This is a genomic window from Mesorhizobium sp. P3_A2 (assembly GCF_056403115.1).
Genome location: NZ_JBFUGC010000002.1, coordinates 444,608 through 470,735, shown reverse-complemented (window position 1 = coordinate 470,735; position 26,128 = coordinate 444,608). Strand labels below are relative to the sequence as shown.

Genomic DNA, 26,128 nt, shown 5'->3' with positions numbered 1-26,128 from the left:
TTCGGTATCGAATCGGCTTGGTTTATGAGCCAACCCTAATTAAGCGGCGCGCAATTTACGCTCGCGGCGGATCACTTCGGAGGCCAACTGCAGATAGGCCTGGCTGCCCGAGCACTTCAAATCATAGAGAATCGCCGGCTTGCCGTAGGACGGCGCCTCGGACACACGCACATTGCGCGGGATGATGGTCTCGTAAACCTTGTCGCCCATATGCGCCCGCACATCCTGCACCACCTGGTTGGCGAGGTTGTTGCGGCCGTCATACATGGTCAGCACGATGCCCTGGATGATCAGGTCCGGATTGATGGTGCGGCGCACCTGCTCGACCGTTTCAAGCAGTTGGCTGAGACCTTCCAGCGCGAAGAATTCGCATTGCAGCGGCACGAGAACAGAATCGGCTGCCGCCATTGAATTCAAAGTCAAAAGATTGAGCGAGGGCGGGCAGTCGATCAGCACATAGCCGAAGGGTGCGCCGCGCTCGGACGCGGCACGCAGCGCATTGCGCAGCTTCAGCACCCGGTCAGGCGCCGAGGCGATCTCCATCTCGATGCCGAGCAGGTCGAGCGTCGACGGCACGATCGACAGGCCAGGCACCGCCGTCGGGATCGCCGCGGCTTCCAGGTCAAGTTCACCGGTCAGCACGTCATAGGACGAGACGGTGCGGTCCTTGCGGTCGATACCGAGCCCCGTCGAGGCGTTGCCTTGCGGATCGAGATCGACAATCAGCACCTTTTCGCCGATGGCGGCCAGCGCCGTGGCCAGATTGATGGCGGTGGTGGTCTTGCCAACGCCGCCCTTCTGGTTGGCGACGGTGATGATGCGGGGGCCAGTTTTCATGGGTCTATGCCAAATATTCATTTCGCGGGTCGCCAAAAGGGTCGTCAAAGCGGTTGCGAAGGGAAGCCTACGCAGCCCGCAGATCGGTCACTTCGAGGATGACGCCATGGGCGTCGGTCATGCTCGGATGTTCTACCAGATCGAAGGCCCAGCGGTGAGTGCTTTCTTCCACTTCGGCGCGGTAATCCCGGCCTTTGTGGAACAGAGCGCGCGACCCCTTGGTCAGCCATGGCGCCGACAGATCGAGCAGCACGGGTAGGGCAGCAAGCGCCCTGGCCGTGACGATTTCCGGCGTGGAAACAAGAGCATAGCTGTCGTCGATGCGCCGGGCGACGGCCCGAGCCGGCAAACCGAACTGGCCGATCACCGCCTGCAGGAACGATGCTTTCTTGCGGTTGCTCTCGACCAGATCGATCGACGCCCCGTGCCGCTCGACCAACAGGAAAGCCAGCACCAGGCCCGGAAAACCGCCGCCCGAACCGAGATCGACCCAGCGTTTTGCCTCAGGTGCGATTCGCGCCAGTTGCGCGCTGTCCAGAATATGCCGGCCCCAGACATCGTCGAGCGTCGACGGTGCGGCCAGGTTGATGCTGCGGTTCCATTTCAGGAACAGCTGTTCTAACGCCACCAGGCGCTCGAATGTTTCACGTGAAACCGGCCCCGCAGCCTCTTGCAGGCTCGTCCATGAGGCAGCGCTCACGCAACGGCCCTTTGCGCAGCCGATTCGGCATTGCGGACATGCGCGACGATGATCGCGAGCGCCGCCGGCGTCATGCCTTCCATACGCTGCGCATCGGCAATCGAGCGCGGCTGCCGCGTCCGCATCTTCTGCTTCAGCTCATTAGAAAGTCCTGGAACATCGGCAAAATCGACCGAAGCCGGGATCAGCCGGCTTTCCTCATGCCGGATCTGAGCGACATCAGCCTGCTGGCGATCGAGGTAAACCGAATATTTCGCTTCCGTTTCGAGCCGCTCGGCCGTCTTGGCGTCGATGGCGCCGAACGCCGGCGCGACGCGGGCCAGCCAGCCAACATCGACGCTGGGATATGCGAGCAACTCATAGGCGGAGCGGCGCACACCATCCTTGTTGACCTCCAACCCATGCCGCGCCGCTTCATTCGGCGTCATTGTCGTGGCAATTGCCAGTTCGCGCGCCTTCTCAAGATCAACAGTGATCTGGTTGAACCGCTGCGTCCGCCGCACCGATGCAATCCCCAGCCGCATCGCCAGCGGCGTCAGCCGCTCATCGGCATTGTCGGCGCGCAGCGACAGCCGGAACTCAGCCCGTGAGGTAAACATGCGGTAGGGCTCGGCAATACCGCGGCTGGTGAGATCGTCGACCATCACGCCGATATAGGCCTCGGTGCGGCTGAGCACGATTTGGTCACTGGCGCCTGCCTTGCGCGCGGCGTTCAGCCCGGCAAGCAGGCCTTGCGCGCCGGCTTCTTCATAGCCGGTGGTGCCGTTGATCTGCCCCGCCAGGAACAGACCGGCAATGCGCTTGGTTTCCAGCGTCGGCTCGAGCTCGCGCGGATCGACATGATCGTATTCGATGGCATAACCCGGCTGCAGCATGGTTGCGCGCTCCAAGCCCGGAATGGTCTTCAGAATATCGAGTTGCACATCCTCGGGCAGGGAGGTCGAGATGCCGTTCGGGTAAACAGTGTCATCGTCGAGCCCTTCCGGCTCGAGGAAAATCTGATGGCCCTCACGATCGCCGAACTTGACGATCTTGTCCTCGATCGACGGGCAGTATCGCGGCCCAACCCCTTCGATCGAGCCGGAATACATGGCCGAGCGGCCGAGATTGGCGCGAATGAGGTCGTGCGTGGCCGGCGTCGTGCGTGTGATGCCGCAATGGATCTGCGGATTCTTGATGGTATCGGTCAGCAGCGAGAACGGAACCGGGTCCTCGTCCGCCGCCTGGCTCTCCAGCGACGCCCAATCGATGGTACGGCCATCGAGCCGCGGCGGTGTGCCGGTCTTCAGCCGGCCAAGCGCAAATCCCGCACGGCTCATCGTTGCCGACAGGCTAAGGCTCGCCTGCTCGTTCATGCGCCCGGCAACGATCTTCTTCTCACCGATGTGGATGAGGCCGCGCAGAAAAGTGCCGGTGGTCAGAACGACGGCGCCACAGGTCAGCCGCCGCCCGTTGGCCAGGATCACGGCAGCGATCCGTCCGTTGTCGATCTCGAAGTCCAAAACCTCGCCCTCGACAACGTCGAGATCGTTCTGCTGCCGAATCGCTTCGTGCATGGCCAGCCGGTAGAGCTTACGGTCGGCTTGCGTGCGCGGTCCGCGCACCGCGGGGCCCTTGCGGCGATTGAGCAGGCGGAACTGGATGCCGGCGGCATCGGCCACCCGGCCCATCAGCCCGTCCATGGCGTCGATCTCGCGCACCAGATGGCCCTTGCCGAGCCCACCGATTGCGGGATTGCAAGACATCACGCCAATCGTGTCGAAGCGCAGCGTGACCAGCGCCGTCCTGGCGCCGGCGCGCGCGGCAGCACTGGCCGCCTCGCACCCGGCATGGCCGCCGCCCACCACAACCACATCATAGTGATCGATCATCTTTCGTTCCAGATTCAGATACTGCCCGACACATGTCCCCGCGAGACGGCGCTGTCAAGGATTGCGGGCGATTCGTTTCACGTGAAACGTATAGGAGCGCTCGGCAGCAATGTTTCACGTGAGTCACCGGGGCAGAGACCTATGACCTACACAGGCTAGTGCTGCCCCTCATCTGCCTGCCGGCATCTTCTCCCCGTGAACGGGGAGAAGGTACAGCCCAGATGCCGGCTACAACTTTAGTGGCTGGCGAAGTTCCCAGTGACAGCGTCTTTCTCCCCGTCACTATACGGGGAGAAATGTCCGGCAGGACAATGAGGGGCAGCGCTGACTTCCGTCCCATTGACGCGACCCGTTTCACGTGAACCAGCTGCACTATCGATGTTTCACGTGAGTCATCTGGTGCGACGCCGCACTGTTTCACGTGAGTCACTTCCCAATGCAAAACTGCGAGAAGATCACGTCGAGCAAATCCTCGACATCGACCGCACCGACGATGCGACCTAGTCGGTCCGCGGCAAGGCGTAGTTCTTCCGCCCGCAGTTCCGGGCCGCGTTCTTGTCCCGACAAAGCCGAGGTCAGAAAGCGCATGGTCTCCTTGAGCAACTCCACATGCCGCAACCGCGACGGCAGGATGTCACCGGCATCGCCGATTGCAGCGGCGGCGCGCGTTCCGATCTCAACCAGCAGCTCGGCTAACCCTGTGCCTTCCACCGTCGATATCAACGCGTCATAGGCACCCGACGGTGGCGCGCCCTTCAGCAGGTCGACCTTGGTGCCGATCCTCAAAGCCGGGACGTCGGCCGGGACGTCGCCGGTCGCGACCGGGTTCGCCAGATCTTCTAACAGCAACATCAGATCCGCCGTCCGCGCCTTGGCGCGCGCCTTCTCGATGCCGATGGCTTCGACCTTGCCCGGCGCTTCGCGCAGGCCTGCCGTGTCGGTCACCCTTACCCGCACGCCGTTGAGGTCCAGCACCACCTCAAGCAAATCCCGCGTCGTGCCCGGTTCATCGGTGACAATCGCGGCCTCACGCCGGGCCAGCGCGTTGAACAGGCTGGACTTGCCGGCATTCGGCGCACCGAGGATGACGACCTCGAAACCGTCGCGAATGATTTCCGCGGCATGGAAACCGTCGATATGGTGGCTGATCTCATCAATCATCGCCCGGACATCCGACCAGACCGTATCCGAAACGGACCCGGGGACATCCTCCTCGTCAGAGAAGTCGATCTCGGCCTCAATCATTGCCCGTGCATGAATTAGCCGCCGGCGCCATCCGAGATAGAGCGCGCTCTGCGCGCCCTCGGCATTCTGCACCGCAAAGCGGCGCTGCGCCTCGGTTTCGGCGTTGACGAGATCGGCCAGCGCCTCCGTCTCGACCAGATCGAGCTTGCCGTTGAGAAAGGCGCGCCGGGTGAATTCGCCGGGCTCGGCATGGCGCACCCCATCAAAACTCGCAATCGTCTCCAGCATCTTGCCGGCAACGGCGCGGCCGCCATGGACATGGAACTCGGCGACATCCTCGCCGGTAAAACTGTTCGGCCCGGGAAAAAACAACACCAGGCCGTGGTCGATCAGTGAGCCGTCCGCCGCCCGGAGCTTGCGCAACGCGGCAGCACGGTCCTTAACCATGCTTCCGGCAATCGTTTCGACAACGAATCGAGTCTTCGGTCCGGAAATGCGAATGACAGCGATGCCGGCTGGGAGGCGGCCGCTGGACAGCGCAACTATCGAATCGCCTAAAATCATTTGCCCGCTCTAGCCAATCGCCCTAGCTTGAAATTAATCCCGACACCGCCAAACCGAGCTTGCCCGCCCGTGACCTTGCCTGCGCAAAACCTGCTTGCCGAAGAAGCCAGCCCCTATCTGCAACAGCACAGCGGCAATCCCGTGCATTGGCGGGCCTGGTCGCCGGCGGCACTGGCGGAAGCCAAGGCTTTGCAGCGGCCGATCCTGCTCTCGATCGGCTACGCCGCCTGCCACTGGTGCCATGTCATGGCGCATGAAAGTTTCGAAAACGACCAAGTCGCCGCCGTCATGAACCGGCTGTTCGTCAATATCAAGGTCGATCGCGAGGAGCGGCCGGACATCGACCAGATCTATATGGCCGCTCTGTCGTCGATGGGCGAGCAAGGCGGCTGGCCGCTGACCATGTTCCTTAACCCCGACGGCAAGCCATTTTGGGGCGGCACTTATTTCCCGCGCGAGGCGCGCTATGGTCGCCCGGGCTTCATCCAGGTGATGGAAGCCGTCGATAAGGCCTGGCGCGAGAAGCGGGAAAGCCTGGACCAGAGCGCCGACGGCCTGACCAATCATGTCGAGGCGCGTCTGGCGGGTGTTCACGCCAAGGCCGCGCTCGATCGCGATACACTCAGTGATCTCGCCGGCCGCATCGACGGCATGATCGACCGCGATCTCGGCGGCTTGCGCGGCGCGCCGAAGTTTCCCAACGCGCCGTTCATGCACACGCTGTGGCTGTCCTGGCTGCGCGACGGCGTCGCATCGCATCGCGACGCCGTTCTCATCAGCCTGGAAAAGATGCTGGCCGGCGGCATCTACGATCACATCGGTGGGGGCTTGAGCCGTTACTCCACTGATGCAGAGTGGCTGGTGCCGCATTTCGAGAAGATGCTCTACGACAATGCGCAGCTGATCCGACTGTGCAATTGGGCCTATGCCGCGACCGGCAATGATTTGTTCCGGATACGAATCGAAGACACGGTCGCCTGGCTGCTGCGCGAAATGCGCGTCGACGGCGGCGCCTTCGCCGCCAGCCTCGATGCCGACAGCGACGGCGAGGAGGGGTTTTTCTACACCTGGAGCAAGGATGAGATCGACACCGTGCTCGGCGACGATTCGACCTTGTTTTTCAAATACTTCACGCTCTCGGCGCCGCATGGCTGGAAAGGCAGGCCGATTGTCCATCAGACGGATGCACAGCAAAGCCAAAGCGTGCCTGACCGGAATGTATTGGTCCCGCTCAAGGAAAAGCTGCTGGCGGCACGGGAGCAGCGCGTCCGGCCGGGTAGGGACGGCAAGGCGCTGACCGACTGGAACGGCCTGATGATCGCGGCGCTTGCCGAAGCCGGCCGATCGCTGGGCCGGCGCGAGTGGATCGCCGCGGCCGCAACGGCGTTCGATCACATTGCCCAAGCCAGCCAGGACGGCCGCCTGCCTCACTCCATGCTCGGCGCCAAGAAACTGTTTCCAGCACTGTCCAGCGACTATGCCGCAATGACCAATGCGGCGATCGCGCTGTTCGAAGCGACAGGCGACTCAAGCTACGTCGATCGGGCGAGGCAGTTCATCGACCAGATGGATCGCTGGCACCGGGACAGCGACGGGACCGGTTACCACCTGACGGCGTCCGACAGCATCGATGTGCCGATCCGCATCCGCGGCGACGTCGACGAGGCGATCTCTTCGGCCACCAGCCAGATCATCGAAGCCCTGGTGCGGCTGGCCTCGGTCACCGGCGATCTCGAACTGCAGGACAAAGCATGGCGGGTCGCTGAACACGCCATGGGCCGGGCAGGTCACCAGTCCTACGGCCAGGCAGGCATCGTTAACGCCTGTTCCCTTGCGCTGGAACCACTGAAGCTGGTGCTGGTCGATTCATCAGAGAGTCCAAGCCTCGTTCCGGTTGCGAATCGGAATCCTGACCCGCGCCGGATCGACATCGTCGTGGCAATCGGAACGGATGCGAATCGACCGATTTTGCCGGGTGGTGTCTTGCCTCCGACCGATAGACCGGGTGCATGGCTGTGCACGGGGCAGGTGTGCCTGCCGGCGGTGACGGATGTTGGGGAGTTGGAGCGGCTGTTGCGGCGAAAGTAGCGCGTCTTACCCTCCCCCTGGTGGGCAGGGTCGGCTCATGATCGTAGCGGAGCGAAGATCGTGAGACGGGGTGGGGGTGCTCGTAAAGCGCCGCCTTGGCGCGGACCCCCACCCCGCTCCGCTTCGCGGATCGACCCTCCCCACAAGGGGAGGGTAAGAAACCTACGTATTCATCGAATCGAAGAAATCCGCATTCGTCTTGGTCTGCTTCAGCTTGTCGATGAGGAACTCGATCGCGTCGGTGGTGCCCATCGGCGCCAGGATGCGGCGCAGCACGAAGATCTTCTGCAGGTCCTGCTTGGAGACCAGGAGGTCTTCCTTGCGGGTGCCGGACTTCAAGATATCCATGGCCGGATAGATGCGCTTGTCCGCCACCTTGCGGTCGAGCTGGATTTCGCAGTTGCCGGTGCCCTTGAACTCTTCGAAGATGACTTCGTCCATGCGGCTGCCGGTGTCGATCAGCGCGGTGGCGATGATGGTCAGCGAGCCGCCTTCCTCGATGTTACGCGCCGCGCCGAAGAAGCGCTTCGGCCGCTGCAGCGCATTGGCATCGACACCGCCGGTCAGCACCTTGCCGGATGACGGCACCACGGTGTTGTAGGCGCGGCCGAGGCGGGTGATCGAATCGAGCAGGATGACGACGTCGCGGCCATGCTCGACCAGGCGCTTGGCCTTCTCGATGACCATTTCGGCGACCTGGACGTGACGCACCGCCGGTTCGTCGAAGGTCGAGGAGATAACCTCGCCCTTCACCGAGCGCTGCATGTCGGTCACTTCCTCCGGCCGCTCATCGATCAAAAGCACGATCAGATAGCATTCCGGATGGTTGGCGGTGATCGAATGCGCGATGTTCTGCATCAGCACGGTTTTACCGGTGCGCGGCTGCGCGTTGATCAGCGCGCGCTGTCCCTTGCCGATCGGCGCCACCAGGTCGATGACGCGCGGCGAGATGTCCTTGCTGGTCGGATTGTCGATCTCCATCTTCAGCCGCTTGGTCGGATAGAGCGGCGTCAGATTGTCGAAGTGGATCTTGTGACGGATCTTTTCGGGATCGTCGAAATTGATGGTGTTGACCTTGAGCAGGGCGAAATAGCGCTCGCCCTCTTTCGGGCTGCGGATCGGCCCTTCGACGGTGTCGCCGGTCTTCAGCGAGAAGCGTCGGATCTGCGAGGGCGAGATGTAGATATCGTCGGGACCGGGCAGGTAGTTGGCGTTGGCGGAACGCAGGAAACCGAAACCGTCCTGCAGCACCTCGACCACACCGTCACCGATGATCTCGATTTCCTGGGCGGCCAGTTTCTTCAGGATGGCAAACATCAGCTCCTGCTTGCGCATGACGCTGGCGTTTTCCACCTCGAGCGATTCGGCATAAGCGATCAGCTCTGGCGGTTTCTTGTTCTTGAACTCTGCGAGTTTCATTTCTTGCATAGACGGACTCTGAGTAGGCTTTTTGAGGGAAATATCGGCTGGATGCGACAAATGCCGGGCGCGGCCGAAAATCGAAATGGGCGGCGCATGACGGGAAGGAAGACCCGTCTTGTATCGTCGGTCGTTTGAAAGAGCAAGCTGCGTTTTGTGGCGCCGATAAAAGCAATTCCAGGAAAAGTGTTGGCGGTTTTCCCGGGAAAAGCGCGGAGCGCTTTCCCTTGGGAATTGCGTCAAACAAACGCCTAAAACGGCTTGACGACAACCAGGATCACAATGGCGATCATTAGCAATGTGGGGATCTCGTTGACGATCCGCCAGTGCCTTGCCGGTTTTTCGTTGCGATCCTCAGCAAATTTGCGCACAGCGCCCGCCAAATACCCATGCACACCCGACAACAGAAGCACCAAGCCGATCTTGGCGTGCAGCCAGCCGCCGTGAAGACCGAAGATTTTCCAAGCCATCCACAGGCCGAACACCCAGGTGATGACCATGGCCGGATTGATGATGCCGCGCAGCAGGCGCCGCTCCATCACCTTGAAGGTTTCAGACTGAACCGAGCCTTTCTCGGCATCGGCGTGATAGACCAGCAGCCGCGGCAGATAGAGCATGCCCGCCATCCAGGAGATGACGGCAAGGATATGGATCGCCTTCGCCCAGGGGTAGAAGCCCTCAGGCGCGACAAAAAACAAAAGTGCGGTGAGAACCACCAGGACAACAATGCCAATGGCCATGCGCATCATCGCCTGACCCGTGCTGCTGGCAGCGTTACCCGTGTTGTCTGAATGAGCCATCAGCGTGTCGCACTCCGCACCTGCTTCACCATAGCTTCGACATGCGCCACCGGCGTCTCCGGCGTGATGCCGTGGCCGAGATTGAAGATCAGCGGCCCGTCGCCCAGCGCCTTGAGGATCGCATCGACGCCCTCGGACAGGGCTTTGCCGCCAGCCACCAGCCGCAAGGGATCGAGATTGCCTTGCACGGCGCCACCGGCCTGCAATGCCTTCGCCGCGTCCAGGGGTACCGTCCAGTCGATCCCCAGCCCCGTTACACCCGTCTTCTCACGATAGTTTTGGTAGTGGGCGCCAGCGCCCTTGGGAAAACCGATGATCGGGACGTCCGGATGGACCGCCTTCACCTGCCGAACGATCTCGGCCACCGGCCCCACGCAGAACAAGTCGAACGACGCATCGTCGAGCACGCCCGACCAGGAATCGAAAATCTGCACCACGTCCGCACCGGCCTCGATCTGCCGGATCAAATATGCGGCGGAGTGATCGGCGAGTACTTTCAAAAGCTGTTGGAACGCGGCCGGCTCGCGATAGGCAAACAGCCTGGCCGGCGCCTGATCAGGCGTGCCATGGCCGGCGATCATATAGGTCGCCACCGTCCACGGCGCGCCGCAGAAGCCGATCAATGTCGTCTCGTCAGGCAGTTTTGCCCGCAGCCGCCGAACCGTCTCGTAGACCGGTTCGAGATTCACGTGAAACGTTTCGCTGTTGAGAGCCGAAATCTCAGTCGCCGAAATCGGCGTCAGCAGTGGCCCCCGACCCTCCTCGAAACGCACGTCACGGCCCAGCGCATGCGGCACGACTAAGATATCCGAGAACAGGATCGAGGCATCGAAGCCAAAACGTTCAATCGGCTGCAGCGTCACTTCGACGGCAAGGTCGGGATTGTAGCAGAGATCGAGAAAGGATCCGGCTCGCTTTCTGGTCTCGCGATATTCCGGCAGATAACGCCCGGCCTGACGCATCATCCAGAGCGGCGGCGGAAATGCTGCCTTGCCTCTCAGCACGTCCAGCATGATGCGGTTCTCGGGCATTGAGCGCTCTCTTCCCCTGCCTTTTCTATAATTAAATAGTCTATTTCTAGAATCTTCTGATTCTAAGAGTCTGTTGGTTGTGGTGGTTGTCACCTGTCCCGCTTTGCCCCCGAAAAGGCCAGCCAGCATATTGTCGCGTGCTTCTCTCACGGGATTGGCGGAGAGTGTGGATGACCAGGATTCCATCACTGGAGTCAAGGACTTGACGCCAGCCTCGCAAAACCGGCTCTGTGGATGAAGCGCTGGCAAAAACACCCGTCCCCAGATTTGTCCCCAGCCGCCCGACGAAGCCGACAGCGCATCGAATTGTGGACAACCCGCCTTCTGATACAGTCGCCTCCAGCCGGTCGCCTTTCCGGTCCCTGTTTATCCACACAAGCCCACAGCCCCAGGTGCCCCCTGTGAACAAACCCCAGAGCTTCTTCCACCTGCATCTGATTTCCGACGCCACCGGCGAAACGCTGCTGGCGGCCGGCCGGGCAGCCTCGGCGCAATACAAGGATGCGCGCGCCATCGAGCACATCTACCCGCTCATCCGCACCGAGAAGCAGGTGGCGAAAGTGTTCGAGGACATTGAGGAGGAACCGGGCATCATTCTTTATACGGTGGTCGACCAGAAGCTGGCGCGCGGCATTGACGAGCGTTGTGCCGCGATGGGCCTGCCCTGCGTCTCGGTGCTGGAGCCGGTGCTGACCGTCTTCCAGTCCTATCTCGGCACCCCGGCTGGCCGCCGCGTCGGCGCCCAGCATGTGCTCGACGCCGATTATTTCCGACGCATCGATGCGTTGAACTTCACCATGGAGCATGATGACGGCCAACTGCCGGCCAATATGGATGATGCCGACATCGTTCTGATCGGCATTTCCAGGACATCGAAGACGCCCACCAGCATCTATCTCGCCAACCGCGGCATCAAGACCGCCAACATCCCGATCGTGCTCGGCGTGCCGGTGCCGGAAAGCCTGGTCAGCGCCTCGAAGCCGCTGATTGTCGGCCTGATTGCCACCGCCGAGCGCATCTCGCATGTCCGCCAGAACCGCATCCTCGGCAACAGCAGCACTTACGAAGCGACCGACTATATCGACCGCGCGCTGATCACCGAAGAGCTCGCCTATGCCCGCCAGATCTGCACCCGCCACAACTGGCCGATGATCGACGTCAGCCGCCGCTCGATCGAAGAGACCGCAGCCGCGATCGTTGCCCTGCGGGGGAAGAATAGATAGATGAGCGAAGAATGAGTTTGCGCTCTTCCTGGTGGAGGTTCGGCGCTGCCCCTCACCTGCCTGCCGGCATCCTCTCCCCGTATAGTGACGGGGAGAGGGGCGCTGCCTTCGATGGTTTCGCCAATCACCAGCGTGGCAAGAAGTGGCGCGTAGACCGAAGCTGCCCTTTCTCCCCGTCACTATACGGGGAGAAATGTCCGGCAGGACAATGAGGGGCGGCGTCAACGTTGCGGATTAACGCCCGATACTCCAACCGCCCCTGTATCTGCGCCGAGTGCTAAATGACCGAAAAAATCATCCTCGCTTCCGGCAGTCCGTTCCGCAAAGCCATGCTCGTCAATGCCGGGCTCGACGTCGAAGCCGTCCCGGCCGATGTCGATGAACGCGCGCTCGAGGCGCCGTTGCAGGATAGCGGCGTGTCGCCGGAAGATGTCGCCATGATCCTCGCCGAGGCGAAGGCCACCGAGGTCAGTGAGCGCAAACCTGGCGCCCTGGTGCTCGGCTGCGACCAGACTTTGTCACTGGGAGATGAAGTGTTCCACAAACCGGCCGACATGGAAGGCGCCCGCCGACATCTGCTGGCGCTGTCGGGCAAGACCCATCAGCTGAACAGCGCCGCCGTGCTCTGCCGAAACGGCGCTGTGCTGTGGCGCCATGTCGGCGTCGCCAGTCTCACCATGCGCAAGCTCAACCCGGCTTTCATCGGCCGGCACCTGGCCCATGTCGGCGCCAAGGCGCTGGCCAGCGTCGGCGCCTACCAGATAGAGGGCGAAGGCATCCAGCTGTTCGAAAAGATCGAAGGCGACTATTTCACCATTGTCGGCCTGCCGCTCTTGCCGGTGCTGAAGGAATTGCGGGCGCTGGGAGCCATCGATGGTTGAGAAAAAAGCTTTTGTCACCGGCCACCCGATCGCGCATTCGCGCTCGCCGAAGATCCATGGCTACTGGCTGAAGAAATACGGCATCGACGGCAGCTACCGGGCGATCGATGTCGCGCCGGCTGATTTTCCCGAGTTCCTCTCCTCGCTCCATGCCAATGGGTTTCAAGGCGGCAACGTCACCATCCCGCACAAGGAAGTCGCCTTCGCCCGGGTCGAGCGCCGTGACGAAGCGGCGGAAATGATCGGCGCCGTCAACATGCTGTGGCTGGAAGACGGCCTGCTGTGGGGCGGCAATTCCGACTGGCTCGGCTTTGCCGGCAATCTCGACGAGCACGCGCCGGGCTGGGACAAAAACGGTCCGGCCGTGGTGCTCGGCGCGGGTGGGGCGTCGCGCGCGGTTATCCACGCGCTGAAAGTGCGCGGCGTCAAGGATATCCGCATCGTCAACCGCACGCTGGCGCGGGCGCAGGAACTGGCAGACCGCTTCGGCGCCGGCGTTATAGCGCGTGGTGCGGTCGGCGACCTGCTTGGCGATGCCGGTCTGCTCGTCAACACCACGGCGCTCGGCATGCATGGCGATGCCACGCTCGCCACCGATCCGGCAGGCCTGCCTGGCCACGCCATTGTCGCCGACATTGTCTATGTGCCGCTGGAGACGCCGCTTCTCGCCGCCGCCCGCGCGAGAAATCTGAAGACGGTCGACGGGCTCGGCATGCTGCTGCACCAGGCGGTGCCTGGCTTCGAACGCTGGTTCGGCAAGAGACCGGAGGTCACTGCCGAACTGCGGCAGATGATCGTCGCCGACATCGTCGGCAAATGATGGACGCCAAGACATGATCGTGCTCGGCCTTACCGGATCGATCGGCATGGGCAAGTCGACGACGGCGAAGATGTTCGCCGACGCCGGCGTGCCAGTGCATGATTCCGATGAGACCGTGCACCGGCTTTATTCCGGCAAGGTCGCGCCCTTGGTCGAAGCAGCCTTTCCCGGCACCACCGTGTCCGGCGTCGTAGACCGTGCCAAATTAGGTGCGCGGGTGCTGGGTGACGCCGCCGCGCTGAAGACATTGGAGACAATCATCCACCCGCTGGTCCGCGCCGATGCCGAAGCCTTTCTGACAAGACACCGCGCCGCCGGCGCGCCGCTGGTCGTGCTCGACATTCCGCTGCTGTTCGAGACCGGCGGCCGCAGCCGGGTCGACAAGGTCGTCGTCGTCACCGCACCGGCGGAGGTTCAGCGCACTCGCGTGCTGGCGCGGCCCGGCATGAGCGAGGAAAAGCTGGCGGCGATCCTGGCCAAGCAGGTGCCCGACGCTGAAAAACGCCGGCTGGGCGATTTCGTCATCGACACGGGTGAAGGGATGGAGGCGGCACGTGCCGCGGTCGGGGCCATCATCGCCGAGCTTTCCGAGGGCTGAACCAGCTAGCCAACTCCCGGGGGATAAGTCCGGCCCATCAGCCTCCTGACGGCAGGCTGTCGGTATAGCCCATTGCCATTTTGTTCCGCTCAATGATTCTACTCCCTTAGGAGTGAGCTGATTCGATGCGTGAGATCATCTTCGATACGGAAACCACCGGCCTCGACATGCGCGACGACCGCATTATCGAGCTTGGCGGGGTCGAACTGGTCAACCGCTTCCCGACCGGCCGCACCTTCCACAAATTCATCAATCCGCAAGGGCGCGCCGTTCATCACGAGGCGCAGGCCGTGCACGGCATCAGCGCCGCCGACCTGGTCGGCAAGCCGACCTTTGCCGAAATCGCCGAGGAGTGGCTCGCCTTCACCGACGGCGCCAAGCTCGTCGCCCACAACGCCAATTTCGATATCGGCTTCCTCAACACCGAGTTCGGCCGGCTCGGCCAGCCGGTCATCGACACCGGGCGCGTCGTCGACACGCTGGCGCTGGCGCGACGCAAGCACCCGATGGGTCCCAATTCGCTCGATGCGCTCTGCCGCCGCTACGGCATCGACAACGGCCACCGCACCAAGCACGGCGCGCTGCTCGATTCCGAACTGCTGGCCGAAGTCTACATCGAGCTCATCGGCGGCAAGCAGGCGGCGCTGATCCTCGAGACGGTGGCGGTGCAGGTCAACAGCAATGGCGACGTCGCCGACATCGACATCTCGATCGGCGCCCGGCCGATCGCCCTGCCGCCACGACTGACCGAGGGCGAGCGTGCGGCGCATGCGGGTCTGGTGTCGACGCTGGGTGAAAAGGCGCTGTGGCTGAAGGTGGCGGCGGGGTAAACAGATCGGAGAGCTAGCGTTCCATCACGCCCCCTCTCCAACAAAAAGCCCGGCACAAGGCCGGGCTTTTCAAACACTACCGGTAGAGCCTTCTCAGCTCACCTTGACCTTCGAGGCCGCCTGGTCCTCGGCCAGCTTCTGCTGGAACATCTGCGCGAAATCGATCGGGTCGAGCATCAGCGGCGGGAAGCCGCCGTTGCGGGTGGCTTCGGCGATGATCTGGCGGGCGAAGGGGAACAGGAGCCGCGGGCATTCGATGAACAGGATCGGCAGCATGTGTTCCTGCGGGAAGCCGGCGATGGAAAAGACGCCGCCATAGACCAGCTCGACGTTGAACAGCACTTCCTGGTCGAAGGACGCCTTGGCGTTCAACGTCAGATTGACGTCGAACTGCTTGTCGGAGAGCGGGTTGGCGTTGACATTGACGTTGATGGCGATGCCGGGGGCCTTGTCGCGGCCGCGCAGCGAGTTCGGCGCGCCGGGGCTTTCGAAGGACAGGTCCTTCACATACTGGGCAAGCACGTTGAGCGACGGCTGTGCCGTTTCGCCGTTGCCGTTTGCGGCGCCGACCGGCGCGTCATCTTTGCTGGCCATGAGCCTTGATCCTTTTGCCTGGGCAGCAGCGCTGACCGAATTGAAATCGGGCGTTGGCTAGCATGGTCGGCATGACAAGACAAGGTTTGCCGCCTTGCCTCTCCGTTCGTCATCCCAGGGCGAAGCAGCCGCGCAGTGGCGTCGCGGAGACCCTGGGATCCATGCCGTGACGTTAGTCGAAGGGCGCGGCGGTTCAGAATGGCCATCGTCTCCCTGACACCCCAGATTCTACACCGTTGCTGCGTTCGAAGGTCGCGGCATGGATCCTGGGGTCTGCGCGCGTCGCTTCGCTCCTTGCTCCGCCCCAGGATGACGAAGCGCAGCCTCAGTCGTCCTTCAGCCGCCGCCAGGGCGAGTTATGGTCGGGACCGCGCTTGAAATCGTCCTCGCGCGAATAATCGCCGTCGTCGAGGTCGATGACCTTGTCGCGCGACCTGCCGCGGAAACCACCGGCGGTGAAATCGGTGGCGACGACGATGCGGCCCTTGAGTCTGCTCCAGGCAAGGTCGCGCACCGGCGGCAGGAACAACAACAGGCCGATAATGTCGGTGATGAAGCCGGGAATGATCAAAAGGATCGCGGCGACCACGATCATGGCGCCGTGCGCGAGCTGGCGGCTGGGGTCGCCGCCGCCGGCCATCTCGGCGCGCACCCGCGCCATGACACCAAAACCCTGGTGCCTGAGCAGAAGCACGCCGGCAAGGCTGGAAGCCAGCACCAGGCCGACCGTCGCCAGCGCCCCGACCTCGCGGCCGACAATGACGAAACCGGCGATTTCCAGCAGCGGCAGTGCAAGCACGAACAGAGGGAGGACGGAAATGCGCAAGTCTTGACCGATCGTTTCCATGTTTTGCCGGACGGCGTACAATCGCCGCTGGCACTGAGGCCGTTAGATAGGTATGCCTGCCTTTGATTTGAATGATTGCGCCATGCGTTCTATATGCTTTGCATGTTGAACGCTATGCGACCGCGGCCCAGATTGGCCGGCGGTCCCGGCCAGGTCAGGGATTGAGTGGCGAAAGATATGGGATTCTTCGACTTCGGCACCATTTTCTTTCTGATTGCCGCAGTGGTGATCTTTTTCCAGCTGCGCAACGTGCTCGGCCGCCGCACGGGCAGCGAACGCCCCCCTTTCGATCCCTATACGGCCAGCCGCAACGACAAGGACGCGACCCAAAAGCCCGAAAATGTGGTTTCACTGCCGCGCAAGCGCCTGCCGGGCGAGACGGCTGCCGAGACCTATGCGGCCATCGACGCTTTCGCCAAGCCCGACACCGATCTGAACAAAGGCCTGCGCACCATCAAGGACAATGATCCGTCCTTCGACCCGAAGGGTTTCGTCGACGGCGCCAAGATGGCCTATGAGATGATCGTCATGGCCTATGCCGATGGCGACCGCAAAACGCTGAAGAACCTTTTGTCGCGTGAGGTTTTTGACGGTTTCGTCGCCGCCATAGGTGACCGCGAGGCGAAAGCCGAAAAGATCCAGTCCTCCTTCGTCGGCATCGACAAGGCCGACATCGTCTCGGCCGAGATGAAGGGTGGCGAGGCCCACATCACGCTGCGCATCGTCAGCGAGCTGATTTCGGCGACCCGCGACAAGGCGGGTGCTGTCATCGATGGCGATCCCGAGACGGTGGCCGAGGTCAAGGATGTCTGGACCTTCGCCCGCGACACACGCTCGCGCGATCCGAACTGGAAGCTGGTCGCCACCGAGGAAGAAGACTGAATCCCGGACATTGGCGGGGCCACGGTGTCGCTATCGTCCCTTTTCGTCGAGAAATCCTTTGATGATCTTCCCGGTTGGGCTGTGGACGATCACTTTGCCGCCTTCGAAGCCTTCCGCCGTTCGGCCTTTCATGTCCTGAACAAGCCTTATCGCACCGGTTCGCTCGGTGTCCGGTTCGACGCCTTCGCCGGCGCCTATGACGAGGCGCGTTCCGTTTCGCCGGCGAATCGGTCGGCAGCCAAGGATTTCTTCGAGCGTCATTTCGTTCCAGCCAAGGTTCAGGCTGAAAATGCGGGTCTGGTCACCGGCTTCTACGAACCCGAGGTCGAGGCCTCGCCAGTGCGCACGGATGAATTCACGGTACCGCTGCTGGCGCGGCCGGGCGATCTCATCGACATCGACGGTGCCAACCGTCCCGAGGGCATGGACGAGTATCTGGCCTTCGCCCGTGACACGCCGCAGGGGCCGGTCGAGTATTTCGACCGTGGCCAGATCGAGCGCGGCGCGCTGGCCGGCAAAGGCCTCGAAATCGCCTGGCTTGCGGAAAAAGTCGATGCCTTCTTCATCCATGTGCAGGGCGCGGCGCGGCTGAAGATGACCGACGGCCGGCTCTGCCGCGTCACCTATGCCGCTAAGTCGGGCCAACGGTTTACGGGACCAGGCAAGATCCTCGCCGATCTCGGAGAGATCCCGCTGGAAAAGGTGACGATGCAGTCGATCCGCGCCTGGTTCAGGGCGCATCCCGACCGCATTGACGAGATCCTCCGGCAGAACCGCTCCTACATCTTCTTTCGCGAAGCCGATGTCGACGACGCTACGCTCGGTCCGATCGCTGCGGCCAAGGTGCCGCTGACGCCGGGCCGCTCGCTCGCCGTCGACCGGCTGCTGCACACATTCGGCACGCCGTTCTACATCGATGCGCCGTCGCTGACCGCCTTCACGCAAAAGCCGTTCCGGCGGCTGATGATCGCGCAGGACACCGGCTCGGCCATCACCGGGCCGGCGCGCGGCGATCTCTTCGCTGGTTCAGGCGATGCCGCCGGCGAGATCGCTGGGGTCGTGCGCAACGAGGCGGATTTCTATGCGCTGATACCAAGAGCTCTCGTTTCGGAGACGAATCGATGAGCAAGCGCCCCGATAGGCTCAGCGAGGACGACCGGGTGTTGTGGAACCTGGTGGCGCGGACCGCCCGGCCGCTGAAGGGCCGGACGGCAGTAGACATCCCCGACATCGTCGCCGACCCTAAGCCGGCGCTGGCGCCGGTCGCTGTCAGCCCGGTCGCTGCCGCCAAGCCGAAGGCGCAGCATGTTTCGCATGCGCTGGACGAGCCGACGCTGGACAAGCTGAAGAAGGGCCGGCTGCCGATCGAAGGCCGCGTCGATTTGCACGGCATGACGCAGGACGAGGCCTATTCGCTGCTGTTTTCGTTTTTGCACCGGGCGCATGCCGGCGGCATCCGCTATGTCCTGATCATCACGGGAAAAGGTTCGTCGTCGGGCGGCGACGGCGTCTTGCGACGTGCCGTGCCGGCCTGGCTGTCGACGCCCGCCTTCCGGCCGCTGGTCTCCAGCCACGACCACGCCGCCCGCAACCATGGCGGTTCGGGCGCGCTCTATGTCCGGCTCAGGCGAGTACGCTAAATGACGCCGTTCGGTGAAAAACTGCGGGCGCTTCGAGCCGAGCGCGGCGTCCGCCAGAAAGACATGGCGCAGGCGATCGGTGTTTCCGCCGCCTATCTGTCGGCACTGGAGCATGGCCGCCGTGGCGCGCCGACCTGGACGCTGATCCAGAAGATCATCGGCTATTTCAACGTCATCTGGGACGATGCCGAGGAGCTGGCGCGCCTGGCCGAGGCCTCGCACCCGCGCGTAAAACTCGATACGTCGGGGCTCAGCCCAGCCGCGACGGAACTTGCCAATCTGCTGGCCGAGAACATCGAGAAGCTGGACGAAGCCGAGCTTCGCCGCATCACAGCGTCGATCCGGGCGGCGCTAGGACGCTCTAGATAGGATGGCATGAGGCGCTTGCCGGCGTTCGCCTCAATTGGAGAGGCGATCGCCGGCAAGACGTTGCATCAGTTCTTGCCGGCAGTGCTACCACGGCCGCCATTGTCGTGATGGTCGCGGCCATGGCCCTCGTGACCAAGGCAGCTCGAGTCGCCGGCGCCGCAACAACGGCCAGCCCACCAGTCGTTGGTCTGGGTGTTGGAACAGGTGATGGTCTGATCTGCCATGGCCGATCCGGCCAGGGACGACACCGCGACGGCGGCGAGGAAGGCAGTGCGCAGGAAAGAAGTCATTGGAAGTCTCCGTGGTTGGGTTCTGGTTACGGCTGTGTGTCGCCGGCGGAGACGATTTGGTTCATGGTGACTGTGAAATTTTCGGAGGGCGGTTCGGAGGCCCTGACTTTCGTCATCCACGGGCGGAGCGGAAGCGAAGCGGACGCGCAGACCCGAGGATCCATGCCGCGAACTACGAGCGTCGCGGCGGTGCAAAAAATCCACTGCCAGGCAGGAAAATCGCGCTCGGCCTTTTCCTGCGCCGCGGCGGTCTTGATCGATGTCACGGAATGGATCCTAGGGTCTCCGCGACGGAGCTTCGCTCCTGCTCCGCCCTAGGATGACGAAGCGATGAATCAGGCCGTCCGTTACTCGATCTTACTGGACCGCGCCCACCAGCACCTGCTGGCCACCGCGGATCGAAACCCAGCGGCCGGTGTTGTCGATCGCCTGCCGCTTGAGGAAGCGGTAGCCGGTGGCGTCCCAGATCTTCACCTTGTCGGTGAGATTGTCGAGGACGTAGTCGCCCTTGTCGGTGCGCACCGTCAGCACCGCATGGCCTTCGCCGTCCGGCTTGCGCACGACGGTGATCAGGAGATCGGCCAGCGACACGCCCGAGCGGGAGAGCTGGCGGCGCTTTTCCAGCACATAGTCCTCGCAATCGCCGACGCCCTTGTCGGGATAGGCCCAGACTTCGTCCTTGCCGTAAATGTCGTAGTCGCTCATCGGCTTGACGGCGGCGTTGATCCTTGATGTCACGTTGATCAGCTTGCGCATGAAGGCGTCGGTCATCGCAGCCGGGTTGAGATTGCTTGGCCGGATCGAGCATTCGCCCGGATTGGACTTGCAGAAATCATAATGGCCGATCGGCTGCGAGGTCATGCCGCCGGTCGCCATGGCGCCGCCCGCCAAAGCCGGCGCCGCCCAGCATCCCAAAACCGCCAGCCCTGTTGCCGCACACAAGCGCAGCGTCCGTGCCATCGCTGAGGAAGTCATTGTCCCCGTTCGCCCTTGTTGTTAACGAAAGGTTAAAGGGGATTTACACTCCGTGTCAATTATGGGGGGAGCTAGATTCTCCGGCATGGTTACCCGCGCCCGCCCGACAGCGTCTATTGTGCAACAGGACGCCTCTGGCGTGCGAAGCCGCCCCGCTTCTGCAGGCAATGCACGCCACAGCTGTATCGAGCCTCAGCCTTTGGCGGAGCGGACCAGCCTCGGTTTGACCGCCACACGGTTCTGGCGGCCGTAGCTGGTGATGAAATCGACAATGCGCGGCACGATTTCCGAGCGGAAACGCGAGCCGTTGAAGACGCCGTAATGGCCGACGGCCGGCTGCATGTAGTGGGCATGCCGGTCGGCCGGAATGTTGGGGCAGAGGTCGTGCGCGGCCTGGGTCTGGCCGAGCCCGGAAATGTCGTCGTTCTCGCCCTCGACCGTGAACAGCGCGACGTTGCGGATCGCCTTGGTGTCGACGATTTCGCCGCGATGCATCATCTCGCCCTTGGGCAGGGCATGGCGCACGAACACCGTGTCGACGGTCTGCAGATAGAACTCCGCCGTCAGGTCCATCACCGCCAGATATTCGTCGTAGAAGTCGCGGTGCTTCTCGGCATTGTCGCCGTCATGCTTGACCAGGTGCATGAAGAAGTCCTTGTGGGCGATGATGTGGCGGTCGAGGTTCATGCTCATGAAGCCCGACAGCTGCAGGAAGCCCGGATAGACCTCGCGGCCGAAGCCCGGCACCGGCCACGGCGCGTTCATGATGACGTTGTCGCGGAACCAGTCGATGCCCTTTTCCTTGGCCAGAAGGTTGACCGCGGTCGGGTTGCGGCGGGTATCGATCGGCCCGCCCATCAGCGTCATGGTCGAGGGGACGAAGGGATCGCCGCGTTCTTCCATCAGCGCCACCGCCGCCAGCACCGGCACCGAAGGCTGGCACACCGCCATGACATGGGTGTCAGGTCCCAGCGCATGCAGCATGTCGATGATGTAGTCGATGTAATCGTCGAGGTCGAAATGTCCGTCGGTCAGCGGCACCATGCGGGCATCGACCCAGTCGGTGATGTGAACGTCGGCATAGGGCAACATCGCCTCGACCGTGCCGCGCAGCAGCGTCGCATAATGGCCCGACATCGGCGCCACGATCAAAAGCTTGGGGTCGGCCTTGCGCCCAGCGGGAACGGATCGTTCGAAGCGGGTGAGGTTGCAGAACGGCCGCGACCACACCGTCTTTTCGCTGACCTCGACGCTTTTCCAGTCGACCACGGTCTTGGTCAGGTCGAAATGCGGCTTGCCGTAGCGGCGCGTCGTGCGCTCGAAGAGTTCGGCGGTGGCAGCCACCGAGCGGCCCCACGGCGTGTGCGAAACCGGGTTGAGCGGGTTGGTGTAGAACAGCCGCACCGCATCGGCATAAAGCCGCGCGGGCTGCAGGGCGGCATGGTTCATTTCGTAGAGCTGGTAGAACATCAGGTACTCCGCAGCTGCCGTGATCGAAGGGACGACGGACAGCGCCGAGCCTTGAATGTCTCGCGCGGAGGTTAACAAGATATTGCTGCGATGCAATACGTCACGTGGCGTGACATATGCCGTTCTTTGGTCCAAGGCGTTGAGAATCCGCTTCGAACGGGGCCAGCCGGCTCAATGTGCAGCTGCGAAAGCCGCAGCTGTTGGATATAAGGGGCAGGATGCGTCCGGCCCGGATGGGCCGGACCTGGACAGATTTAGACGCGCGCCATGCACACGGAAGTATGGCCGGAGCCGATAAAGCCGAGCTGGCCGGCGGCGCCCTTGGACAGGTCGAGCATGCGTCCCTTGATGAACGGGCCACGATCGTTGATGCGCACGATGACACTGCGGCCGTTGTTCTGGTTGGTCACCTTCAGCCTGGTGCCGAAGGGCAGGCTGCGATGCGCGGCGGTCATTGCCGACGGATTCATGCGCTCGCCATTGGCGGTCCGGGAGTGCAGCGCGTACCAGGAAGCACGGCCGCATTGGCCGGCGGCGGAGGAGGCGGATGCGCCGACCATCAGGCCAGCCGCTATCGTTACCGCGACAAGCGCGGTCTGGTTCTTCTTGTTCACTTGGGAGGCTCCTTTTACAGACCCCAGCCGGTAAGTGCTGAATAAGGCAGGAAATGCGGCAAGTGTCTGGCGGTTCCGTGGCGCTGGCACACGTTTGGAGTCACTGGGAAACAGTTTGTTAGGAATATTTCGCAGCCGGCTGCCGTATCGCTGGCGATATTTCGAGCGTCTTCACAGATGCCTTGAGCAAGACAAGACGTTATATTGCAAGTAAAAGAACACGCGATTAGACACCGTCCTTTCGCTCTTTCATCACGGCCATGGCGCAGTTGACAATCGACTTGGGAAAGGAATCTCGGCGATGAGACTGTTCAGGTATCTGCTGGCCCTGATTGTATTGGCCATCGGCGCGCTGTGGTCGCTGCAAGGCATGGGCGTGGTCGGCGGCAGCTTCATGACCGGCCAGTCGCAATGGCTTTATATCGGCATCGTCACCATGCTGGTCGGCCTGCTTGGCCTCGGATGGGCGAGCCGCTCGCGGGGGTGAGTAGGGCCGCCACCGACGGTCTCTGACGCACGATTATTCGCGATTGGCGGGAGCCTCCCAACCTTCGTCATCCTAGGGCGGAGCAGCCGCGAAGCGGCGTCGCGAAGACCCTAGGATCCATGCCGTTGCATCGACCGAAGAATGCAGCGGGGCAGATTTCTGCACCGTGGCGGTGCTCAGGAGTCCCGGCATGGATCCCAGGGTCTGCGCCGCGTCGCTTCGCTCCTTGCTTCGCCCAGGATGACGAAGCGATGAGCCTTACTGCCAATCACCAAGCCATGTGGTTTCGACTGGCATCCACCAAAACCTTGCGCCGAATGAACTACCCGAACAGCTGGTCCAGAATCCTGCCTTCCAGGCGGGCGAGCTCGACGGAACCGCGCCGACGCGGCCGCGCCACCGGCACGTCGAGGTCGAGCGCGATCCGGCCTTGGTCGATCACCACCACCCGGTCGGCAAGCGCAACCGCCTCGGCGACGTCATGCGTGACCAGCACGGCGGTGAATTTCTGCTCGACCCAGATGCGTTCCAGAAGCTGCTGCATTTCGATCCGGGTCAGCGCGTCGAGCGCACCGAGCGGCTCGTCCAGCGCCAGGATCTGCGGCTGGCCGATCAGCGCGCGCGCCAGCGCCACGCGCTGTTTCTGGCCGCCGGACAGCACCGAGGGCCATTCGTCGGCGCGATCGGCAAGCCCGACCTGGCCGAGAATCTCGAGCGCGCGCCGCCTGGCCTCAACGCCCGAGGCAATGCCAGTCAGTCCGACCTCGACGTTCTTCACCACGCTGGCCCAGGGCAGCAGCCGCGGTTCCTGGAACATGAAGCGCGTGCGGCTGTGTCCCTGCTCGTCCGCGCCGAATGTCAGCGATCCGCCCGTCGGCCAGTAGAGCCCGGCCAGCAGCCGCAAAAGCGTGCTCTTGCCGCAGCCGCTCTTGCCGATGACGGCAACGAACTGTCCGACCGGCACGTCGAGATCGATGCCGTCGAGCACCATCTTGTCGCCGAAGCGCTTCTCAACGCCCTTGAACGCAAAGGCGCGCGGGCTTTCGATCGCTTGCGCCGGCCGGGACGGCTCCGGCGCGGCGACGAAGGAGCGGACGGCGGCGAGGCTGGCGGCGGGCATCGATACCTCAAACGTTCTGGAAGGCAGGGTGCCAGCCGAGCGACAGCCGCTCGAGCAGGCGGGCGAGGCTGTCGGCAAGCTTGCCGAGCAGCGCATAGATCAGGATCGACAGCACGACGACGTCGATGAGCAGGAATTCGCGCGCCTGCATGGCCATGTAGCCGAGACCGGAACTGGCCGAAATGGTTTCCGCCACGATCAGCGTCAGCCACATGATGCCAAGTGCATAGCGCAGGCCGACGAAGATCGCCGGCAGCGCGCCGGGCAGGATCACCTGAAAAAACAGCGCGCGGCGGTCCATGCCGTAGACCCGGCCCATCTCGACCAGCTGCGGGTCGACGCTCTGGATGCCGAGCAGCGTGTTGACGTAGATCGGGAAGAACACACCGAGCGCCACCAGGAACAGTTTGGCTTCCTCGTCGATGCCGAACCAGAGGATGACCAGCGGGATCAGCGCCAGATGCGGAATGTTGCGGATCATCTGCAGCGTCGTGTCGGTCAGGCCGCGGCTCAGCGCCGACAGCCCGTTGGCAAGCCCGAGCGCGTAGCCGATCGAGCCGCCAATGGCAAAGCCGGCCAGCGCGCGCGCCGTGCTGACGCCGATGTTTTGGATCAGCTCGCCCGACAGCGTCAGCCGCCAGAAGGCCTCGGCCACCGCGCTCAGCGCCGGCAGCACATTGGCCGGCATGATTCCCGCGCGCGAAGCTGCCTCCCAGCCGGCGATGACCAGCGCCGGAAGCAGCCAGCCGATGCCGTTCTGTTTGACGCGCTGCGCAAAACTCATGACGAAGCCTGCAGGCGGTTGGCGCCGTGGAAGCCGACGGCGAATTCATTGGCGATGTTTTCATGCGCCTGCGCCCGTTTGGTCCCCAGCCCAAGCCGCGGGAACAAAAGCTCGGCGACGCGGTAGGCCTCCTCGAGATGCGGGTAGCCGGAGCCGATGATGGTGTCGATGCCGATCGCCTGGTACTCGCGGATGCGCTCGACGATCTGCTCCGGCGAGCCGACCAATGCAGTACCGGCGCCGCCGCGCACCAGGCCGACGCCGGCCCACAGATTGGGCGAAACCACCAGCCTGTCGCGACGGCCGCCATGCAGTTCCGCCATGCGCCGCTGTCCCACAGAATCCATTTCCTTGGTGAAGCGCGCCTGGGCGTTTTCGATCTGCGCATCGGTGACGTGACTGATCAGCCGGTCGGCGGCGCGCCAGGCCTCTTCCTCGGTCTCCCGGACGATGAAATGAAGCCTGATGCCGAAACGCAGTTTGCGGCCGCGCCGTTCGGCCTTGTTGCGCGCGGCAGCGAGCTTCTCTGCCACCTGCGCCGGCGGCTCGCCCCAGGTCAAATACATGTCGACCAGATCGGCGGCGAGCTCCTGGCCGGCATCCGACGAGCCGCCGAAATAGAGCGGCGGCCGCTCCTGTTGCGGCAAAAGGTCGAGGCGGCCATTGTCGACGCGGTAGTATTTGCCGTTGAAATTGACGCTTTGGCCCGACACCAGCGCGCGCCAGATGGTCAGGAATTCCTGCGCCTGGGCATAGCGCTCGTCATGCGGCAGGAAGACGCCGTCGCCGGCGAGCTCGGTCGGATTGCCGCCGACCACGACATTGAGCAGCAGCCGGCCATTGCTTAAGCGATCGAGCGCCGCGGTCTGGCGCGCTGCGAAGGTCGGCAGCGTGACGCCGGGCCGCAGCGCCACCAGGAATTTGAGCTTTTCGGTCAGCGCTGCAAGCCCGCTGGCGGTGATCCAGGAATCCTCGCAGTTTTGCCCCGTCGGCAGTAGCACGCCGGGAAAGCCGAGCCGGTCGACGGCCTGTGCGATCTCCTTGAAGTAGGCGAACTCCGGCGGGCGCTGCTGCTGTTCGGAGCCGAGGTAGGAGCCGTCGCCATGCGTCGGAATGAACCAGAAGAAATCGAGCGGCCTGGCTTGCGGAGTGGCTGGAGCGGTCATGGCGACATCCTCAAAACGGAAACGGCAAAAGGCGCCGGACGTT

General features: G+C 63.1%; 28 protein-coding genes. 11 read left to right on the top strand and 17 right to left on the bottom strand.

Annotated elements, in window-relative coordinates:
* Positions 1 to 39: 39 nt before the first annotated feature.
* The 4 genes from AC1DXM_RS06885 to mnmE all read right to left on the bottom strand — a co-directional run bounded on the left by AC1DXM_RS06885 (position 40) and on the right by mnmE (position 5,157).
* The gene (locus tag AC1DXM_RS06885) at positions 40 to 837 is read right to left on the bottom strand and encodes a ParA family protein (RefSeq protein ID WP_112560215.1); all 798 of its coding nucleotides are present in this window, start codon (positions 835 to 837) and stop codon (positions 40 to 42) included.
* A gap of 67 nt (positions 838 to 904) precedes the next feature.
* On the bottom strand, positions 905 to 1,537 hold the full coding sequence (gene rsmG, locus AC1DXM_RS06880) for a 16S rRNA (guanine(527)-N(7))-methyltransferase RsmG (RefSeq protein ID WP_477232366.1): 633 nt from the start codon (positions 1,535 to 1,537) through the stop codon (positions 905 to 907).
* Positions 1,534 to 3,408: a tRNA uridine-5-carboxymethylaminomethyl(34) synthesis enzyme MnmG gene (gene mnmG, locus AC1DXM_RS06875; protein ID WP_477232365.1), complete on the bottom strand. Its 1,875-nt coding sequence runs from the start codon at positions 3,406 to 3,408 to the stop codon at positions 1,534 to 1,536. Before mnmG ends, rsmG begins: the two co-directional genes overlap by 4 nt.
* Positions 3,409 to 3,834: 426 nt before the next feature.
* Positions 3,835 to 5,157 carry a tRNA uridine-5-carboxymethylaminomethyl(34) synthesis GTPase MnmE gene (gene mnmE, locus AC1DXM_RS06870; protein ID WP_477232364.1) on the bottom strand — a complete coding sequence of 441 codons (1,323 nt, stop codon included), beginning with the start codon at positions 5,155 to 5,157 and terminating at the stop codon, positions 3,835 to 3,837.
* A 69-nt stretch (positions 5,158 to 5,226) separates the two neighbouring features.
* On the opposite strand from mnmE, the gene AC1DXM_RS06865 reads away from it, so the two are divergent.
* Complete coding sequence (locus AC1DXM_RS06865) at positions 5,227 to 7,245, top strand: thioredoxin domain-containing protein (RefSeq protein ID WP_477232363.1); 2,019 nt, start codon at positions 5,227 to 5,229, stop codon at positions 7,243 to 7,245.
* A gap of 162 nt (positions 7,246 to 7,407) precedes the next feature.
* Here the strand turns inward: AC1DXM_RS06865 and rho are convergent, their stop codons facing one another.
* The 3 genes from rho to hemE form a co-directional block, all read right to left on the bottom strand.
* Positions 7,408 to 8,673 carry a transcription termination factor Rho gene (gene rho / locus AC1DXM_RS06860; protein WP_112560220.1) on the bottom strand — a complete coding sequence of 422 codons (1,266 nt, stop codon included), beginning with the start codon at positions 8,671 to 8,673 and terminating at the stop codon, positions 7,408 to 7,410.
* 242 nt (positions 8,674 to 8,915) lie between these two features.
* Complete coding sequence (gene hemJ / locus AC1DXM_RS06855; RefSeq protein ID WP_477232362.1) at positions 8,916 to 9,404, bottom strand: protoporphyrinogen oxidase HemJ; 489 nt, start codon at positions 9,402 to 9,404, stop codon at positions 8,916 to 8,918.
* A 59-nt stretch (positions 9,405 to 9,463) separates the two neighbouring features.
* Positions 9,464 to 10,495: a uroporphyrinogen decarboxylase gene (gene hemE / locus AC1DXM_RS06850; RefSeq protein ID WP_477232361.1), complete on the bottom strand. Its 1,032-nt coding sequence runs from the start codon at positions 10,493 to 10,495 to the stop codon at positions 9,464 to 9,466.
* Between the two features lie 308 nt (positions 10,496 to 10,803).
* Between hemE and AC1DXM_RS06845 the strand changes: the two genes are divergently transcribed.
* The 5 genes from AC1DXM_RS06845 (at position 10,804) to dnaQ (ending at position 14,847) form a co-directional block, all read left to right on the top strand.
* Complete coding sequence (locus tag AC1DXM_RS06845; protein ID WP_477232360.1) at positions 10,804 to 11,718, top strand: pyruvate, water dikinase regulatory protein; 915 nt, start codon at positions 10,804 to 10,806, stop codon at positions 11,716 to 11,718.
* 281 nt (positions 11,719 to 11,999) lie between these two features.
* Positions 12,000 to 12,599 (top strand): Maf-like protein, encoded by a 600-nt coding sequence (locus tag AC1DXM_RS06840; RefSeq protein WP_477232359.1) that lies wholly within the window; start codon positions 12,000 to 12,002, stop codon positions 12,597 to 12,599.
* Positions 12,592 to 13,419, top strand: a complete 828-nt coding sequence (locus tag AC1DXM_RS06835) for a shikimate dehydrogenase (protein ID WP_477232358.1) — start codon at positions 12,592 to 12,594, stop codon at positions 13,417 to 13,419. Before AC1DXM_RS06840 ends, AC1DXM_RS06835 begins: the two co-directional genes overlap by 8 nt.
* Before the next feature lie 13 nt (positions 13,420 to 13,432).
* Positions 13,433 to 14,017, top strand: a complete 585-nt coding sequence (coaE, locus tag AC1DXM_RS06830) for a dephospho-CoA kinase (protein WP_477232357.1) — start codon at positions 13,433 to 13,435, stop codon at positions 14,015 to 14,017.
* Positions 14,018 to 14,142: 125 nt separating this feature from the next.
* Positions 14,143 to 14,847 carry a DNA polymerase III subunit epsilon gene (dnaQ, locus tag AC1DXM_RS06825; protein WP_477232356.1) on the top strand — a complete coding sequence of 235 codons (705 nt, stop codon included), beginning with the start codon at positions 14,143 to 14,145 and terminating at the stop codon, positions 14,845 to 14,847.
* A gap of 93 nt (positions 14,848 to 14,940) precedes the next feature.
* Here the strand turns inward: dnaQ and secB are convergent, their stop codons facing one another.
* Positions 14,941 to 15,441, bottom strand: coding sequence for a protein-export chaperone SecB (gene secB, locus AC1DXM_RS06820; RefSeq protein ID WP_477232355.1), 501 nt, complete (start codon positions 15,439 to 15,441; stop codon positions 14,941 to 14,943).
* 325 nt (positions 15,442 to 15,766) lie between these two features.
* Positions 15,767 to 16,267: an FxsA family protein gene (locus tag AC1DXM_RS06815; protein ID WP_477232354.1), complete on the bottom strand. Its 501-nt coding sequence runs from the start codon at positions 16,265 to 16,267 to the stop codon at positions 15,767 to 15,769.
* A 198-nt stretch (positions 16,268 to 16,465) separates the two neighbouring features.
* Here AC1DXM_RS06815 and AC1DXM_RS06810 point away from each other — a divergent pair, with 198 nt between their 5' ends.
* The 4 genes from AC1DXM_RS06810 to AC1DXM_RS06795 are packed head-to-tail and all read left to right on the top strand — an operon-like array spanning position 16,466 to position 19,179.
* Positions 16,466 to 17,170, top strand: a complete 705-nt coding sequence (locus AC1DXM_RS06810; RefSeq protein WP_112560229.1) for a Tim44/TimA family putative adaptor protein — start codon at positions 16,466 to 16,468, stop codon at positions 17,168 to 17,170.
* A 24-nt stretch (positions 17,171 to 17,194) separates the two neighbouring features.
* Complete coding sequence (mltA, locus tag AC1DXM_RS06805; RefSeq protein WP_477232353.1) at positions 17,195 to 18,295, top strand: murein transglycosylase A; 1,101 nt, start codon at positions 17,195 to 17,197, stop codon at positions 18,293 to 18,295.
* Positions 18,292 to 18,810 (top strand): Smr/MutS family protein, encoded by a 519-nt coding sequence (locus tag AC1DXM_RS06800; RefSeq protein WP_477232352.1) that lies wholly within the window; start codon positions 18,292 to 18,294, stop codon positions 18,808 to 18,810. The genes mltA and AC1DXM_RS06800 overlap by 4 nt, the downstream gene beginning before the upstream one ends.
* Positions 18,811 to 19,179 carry a helix-turn-helix domain-containing protein gene (locus AC1DXM_RS06795; protein WP_477232351.1) on the top strand — a complete coding sequence of 123 codons (369 nt, stop codon included), beginning with the start codon at positions 18,811 to 18,813 and terminating at the stop codon, positions 19,177 to 19,179.
* Between the two features lie 65 nt (positions 19,180 to 19,244).
* Here the strand turns inward: AC1DXM_RS06795 and AC1DXM_RS06790 are convergent, their stop codons facing one another.
* The 5 genes from AC1DXM_RS06790 to AC1DXM_RS06770 form a co-directional block, all read right to left on the bottom strand.
* Complete coding sequence (locus AC1DXM_RS06790) at positions 19,245 to 19,469, bottom strand: hypothetical protein (protein ID WP_477232350.1); 225 nt, start codon at positions 19,467 to 19,469, stop codon at positions 19,245 to 19,247.
* Between the two features lie 26 nt (positions 19,470 to 19,495).
* Positions 19,496 to 19,735, bottom strand: a complete 240-nt coding sequence (locus tag AC1DXM_RS06785; protein WP_477232349.1) for a hypothetical protein — start codon at positions 19,733 to 19,735, stop codon at positions 19,496 to 19,498.
* 91 nt (positions 19,736 to 19,826) lie between these two features.
* Positions 19,827 to 20,444, bottom strand: a complete 618-nt coding sequence (locus tag AC1DXM_RS06780) for a transglutaminase-like cysteine peptidase (protein WP_477232348.1) — start codon at positions 20,442 to 20,444, stop codon at positions 19,827 to 19,829.
* Between the two features lie 192 nt (positions 20,445 to 20,636).
* Positions 20,637 to 21,914: a polyhydroxyalkanoate depolymerase gene (locus AC1DXM_RS06775; RefSeq protein ID WP_477232347.1), complete on the bottom strand. Its 1,278-nt coding sequence runs from the start codon at positions 21,912 to 21,914 to the stop codon at positions 20,637 to 20,639.
* Positions 21,915 to 22,168: 254 nt separating this feature from the next.
* Positions 22,169 to 22,474: a septal ring lytic transglycosylase RlpA family protein gene (locus AC1DXM_RS06770; protein WP_477232473.1), complete on the bottom strand. Its 306-nt coding sequence runs from the start codon at positions 22,472 to 22,474 to the stop codon at positions 22,169 to 22,171.
* Between the two features lie 355 nt (positions 22,475 to 22,829).
* Between AC1DXM_RS06770 and AC1DXM_RS06765 the strand changes: the two genes are divergently transcribed.
* The gene (locus AC1DXM_RS06765) at positions 22,830 to 23,015 is read left to right on the top strand and encodes a hypothetical protein (protein ID WP_477232346.1); all 186 of its coding nucleotides are present in this window, start codon (positions 22,830 to 22,832) and stop codon (positions 23,013 to 23,015) included.
* Between the two features lie 322 nt (positions 23,016 to 23,337).
* On the opposite strand, the gene AC1DXM_RS06760 is transcribed toward AC1DXM_RS06765, so the two are convergent.
* From AC1DXM_RS06760 to ssuD, 3 genes are read right to left on the bottom strand one after another with little or no spacing between them, the layout of a single operon-like run.
* A complete protein-coding gene (locus AC1DXM_RS06760; RefSeq protein ID WP_477232345.1) occupies positions 23,338 to 24,135 on the bottom strand; it encodes an ATP-binding cassette domain-containing protein in 798 nt (265 codons plus the stop codon).
* 7 nt (positions 24,136 to 24,142) lie between these two features.
* Positions 24,143 to 24,919, bottom strand: coding sequence for an ABC transporter permease subunit (locus AC1DXM_RS06755; RefSeq protein WP_477232344.1), 777 nt, complete (start codon positions 24,917 to 24,919; stop codon positions 24,143 to 24,145).
* Entirely contained in the window at positions 24,916 to 26,085 is a 1,170-nt protein-coding gene (gene ssuD / locus AC1DXM_RS06750) for an FMNH2-dependent alkanesulfonate monooxygenase (RefSeq protein WP_477232343.1), read from the bottom strand. Before ssuD ends, AC1DXM_RS06755 begins: the two co-directional genes overlap by 4 nt.
* Between the last annotated feature and the right edge of the window lie 43 nt (positions 26,086 to 26,128).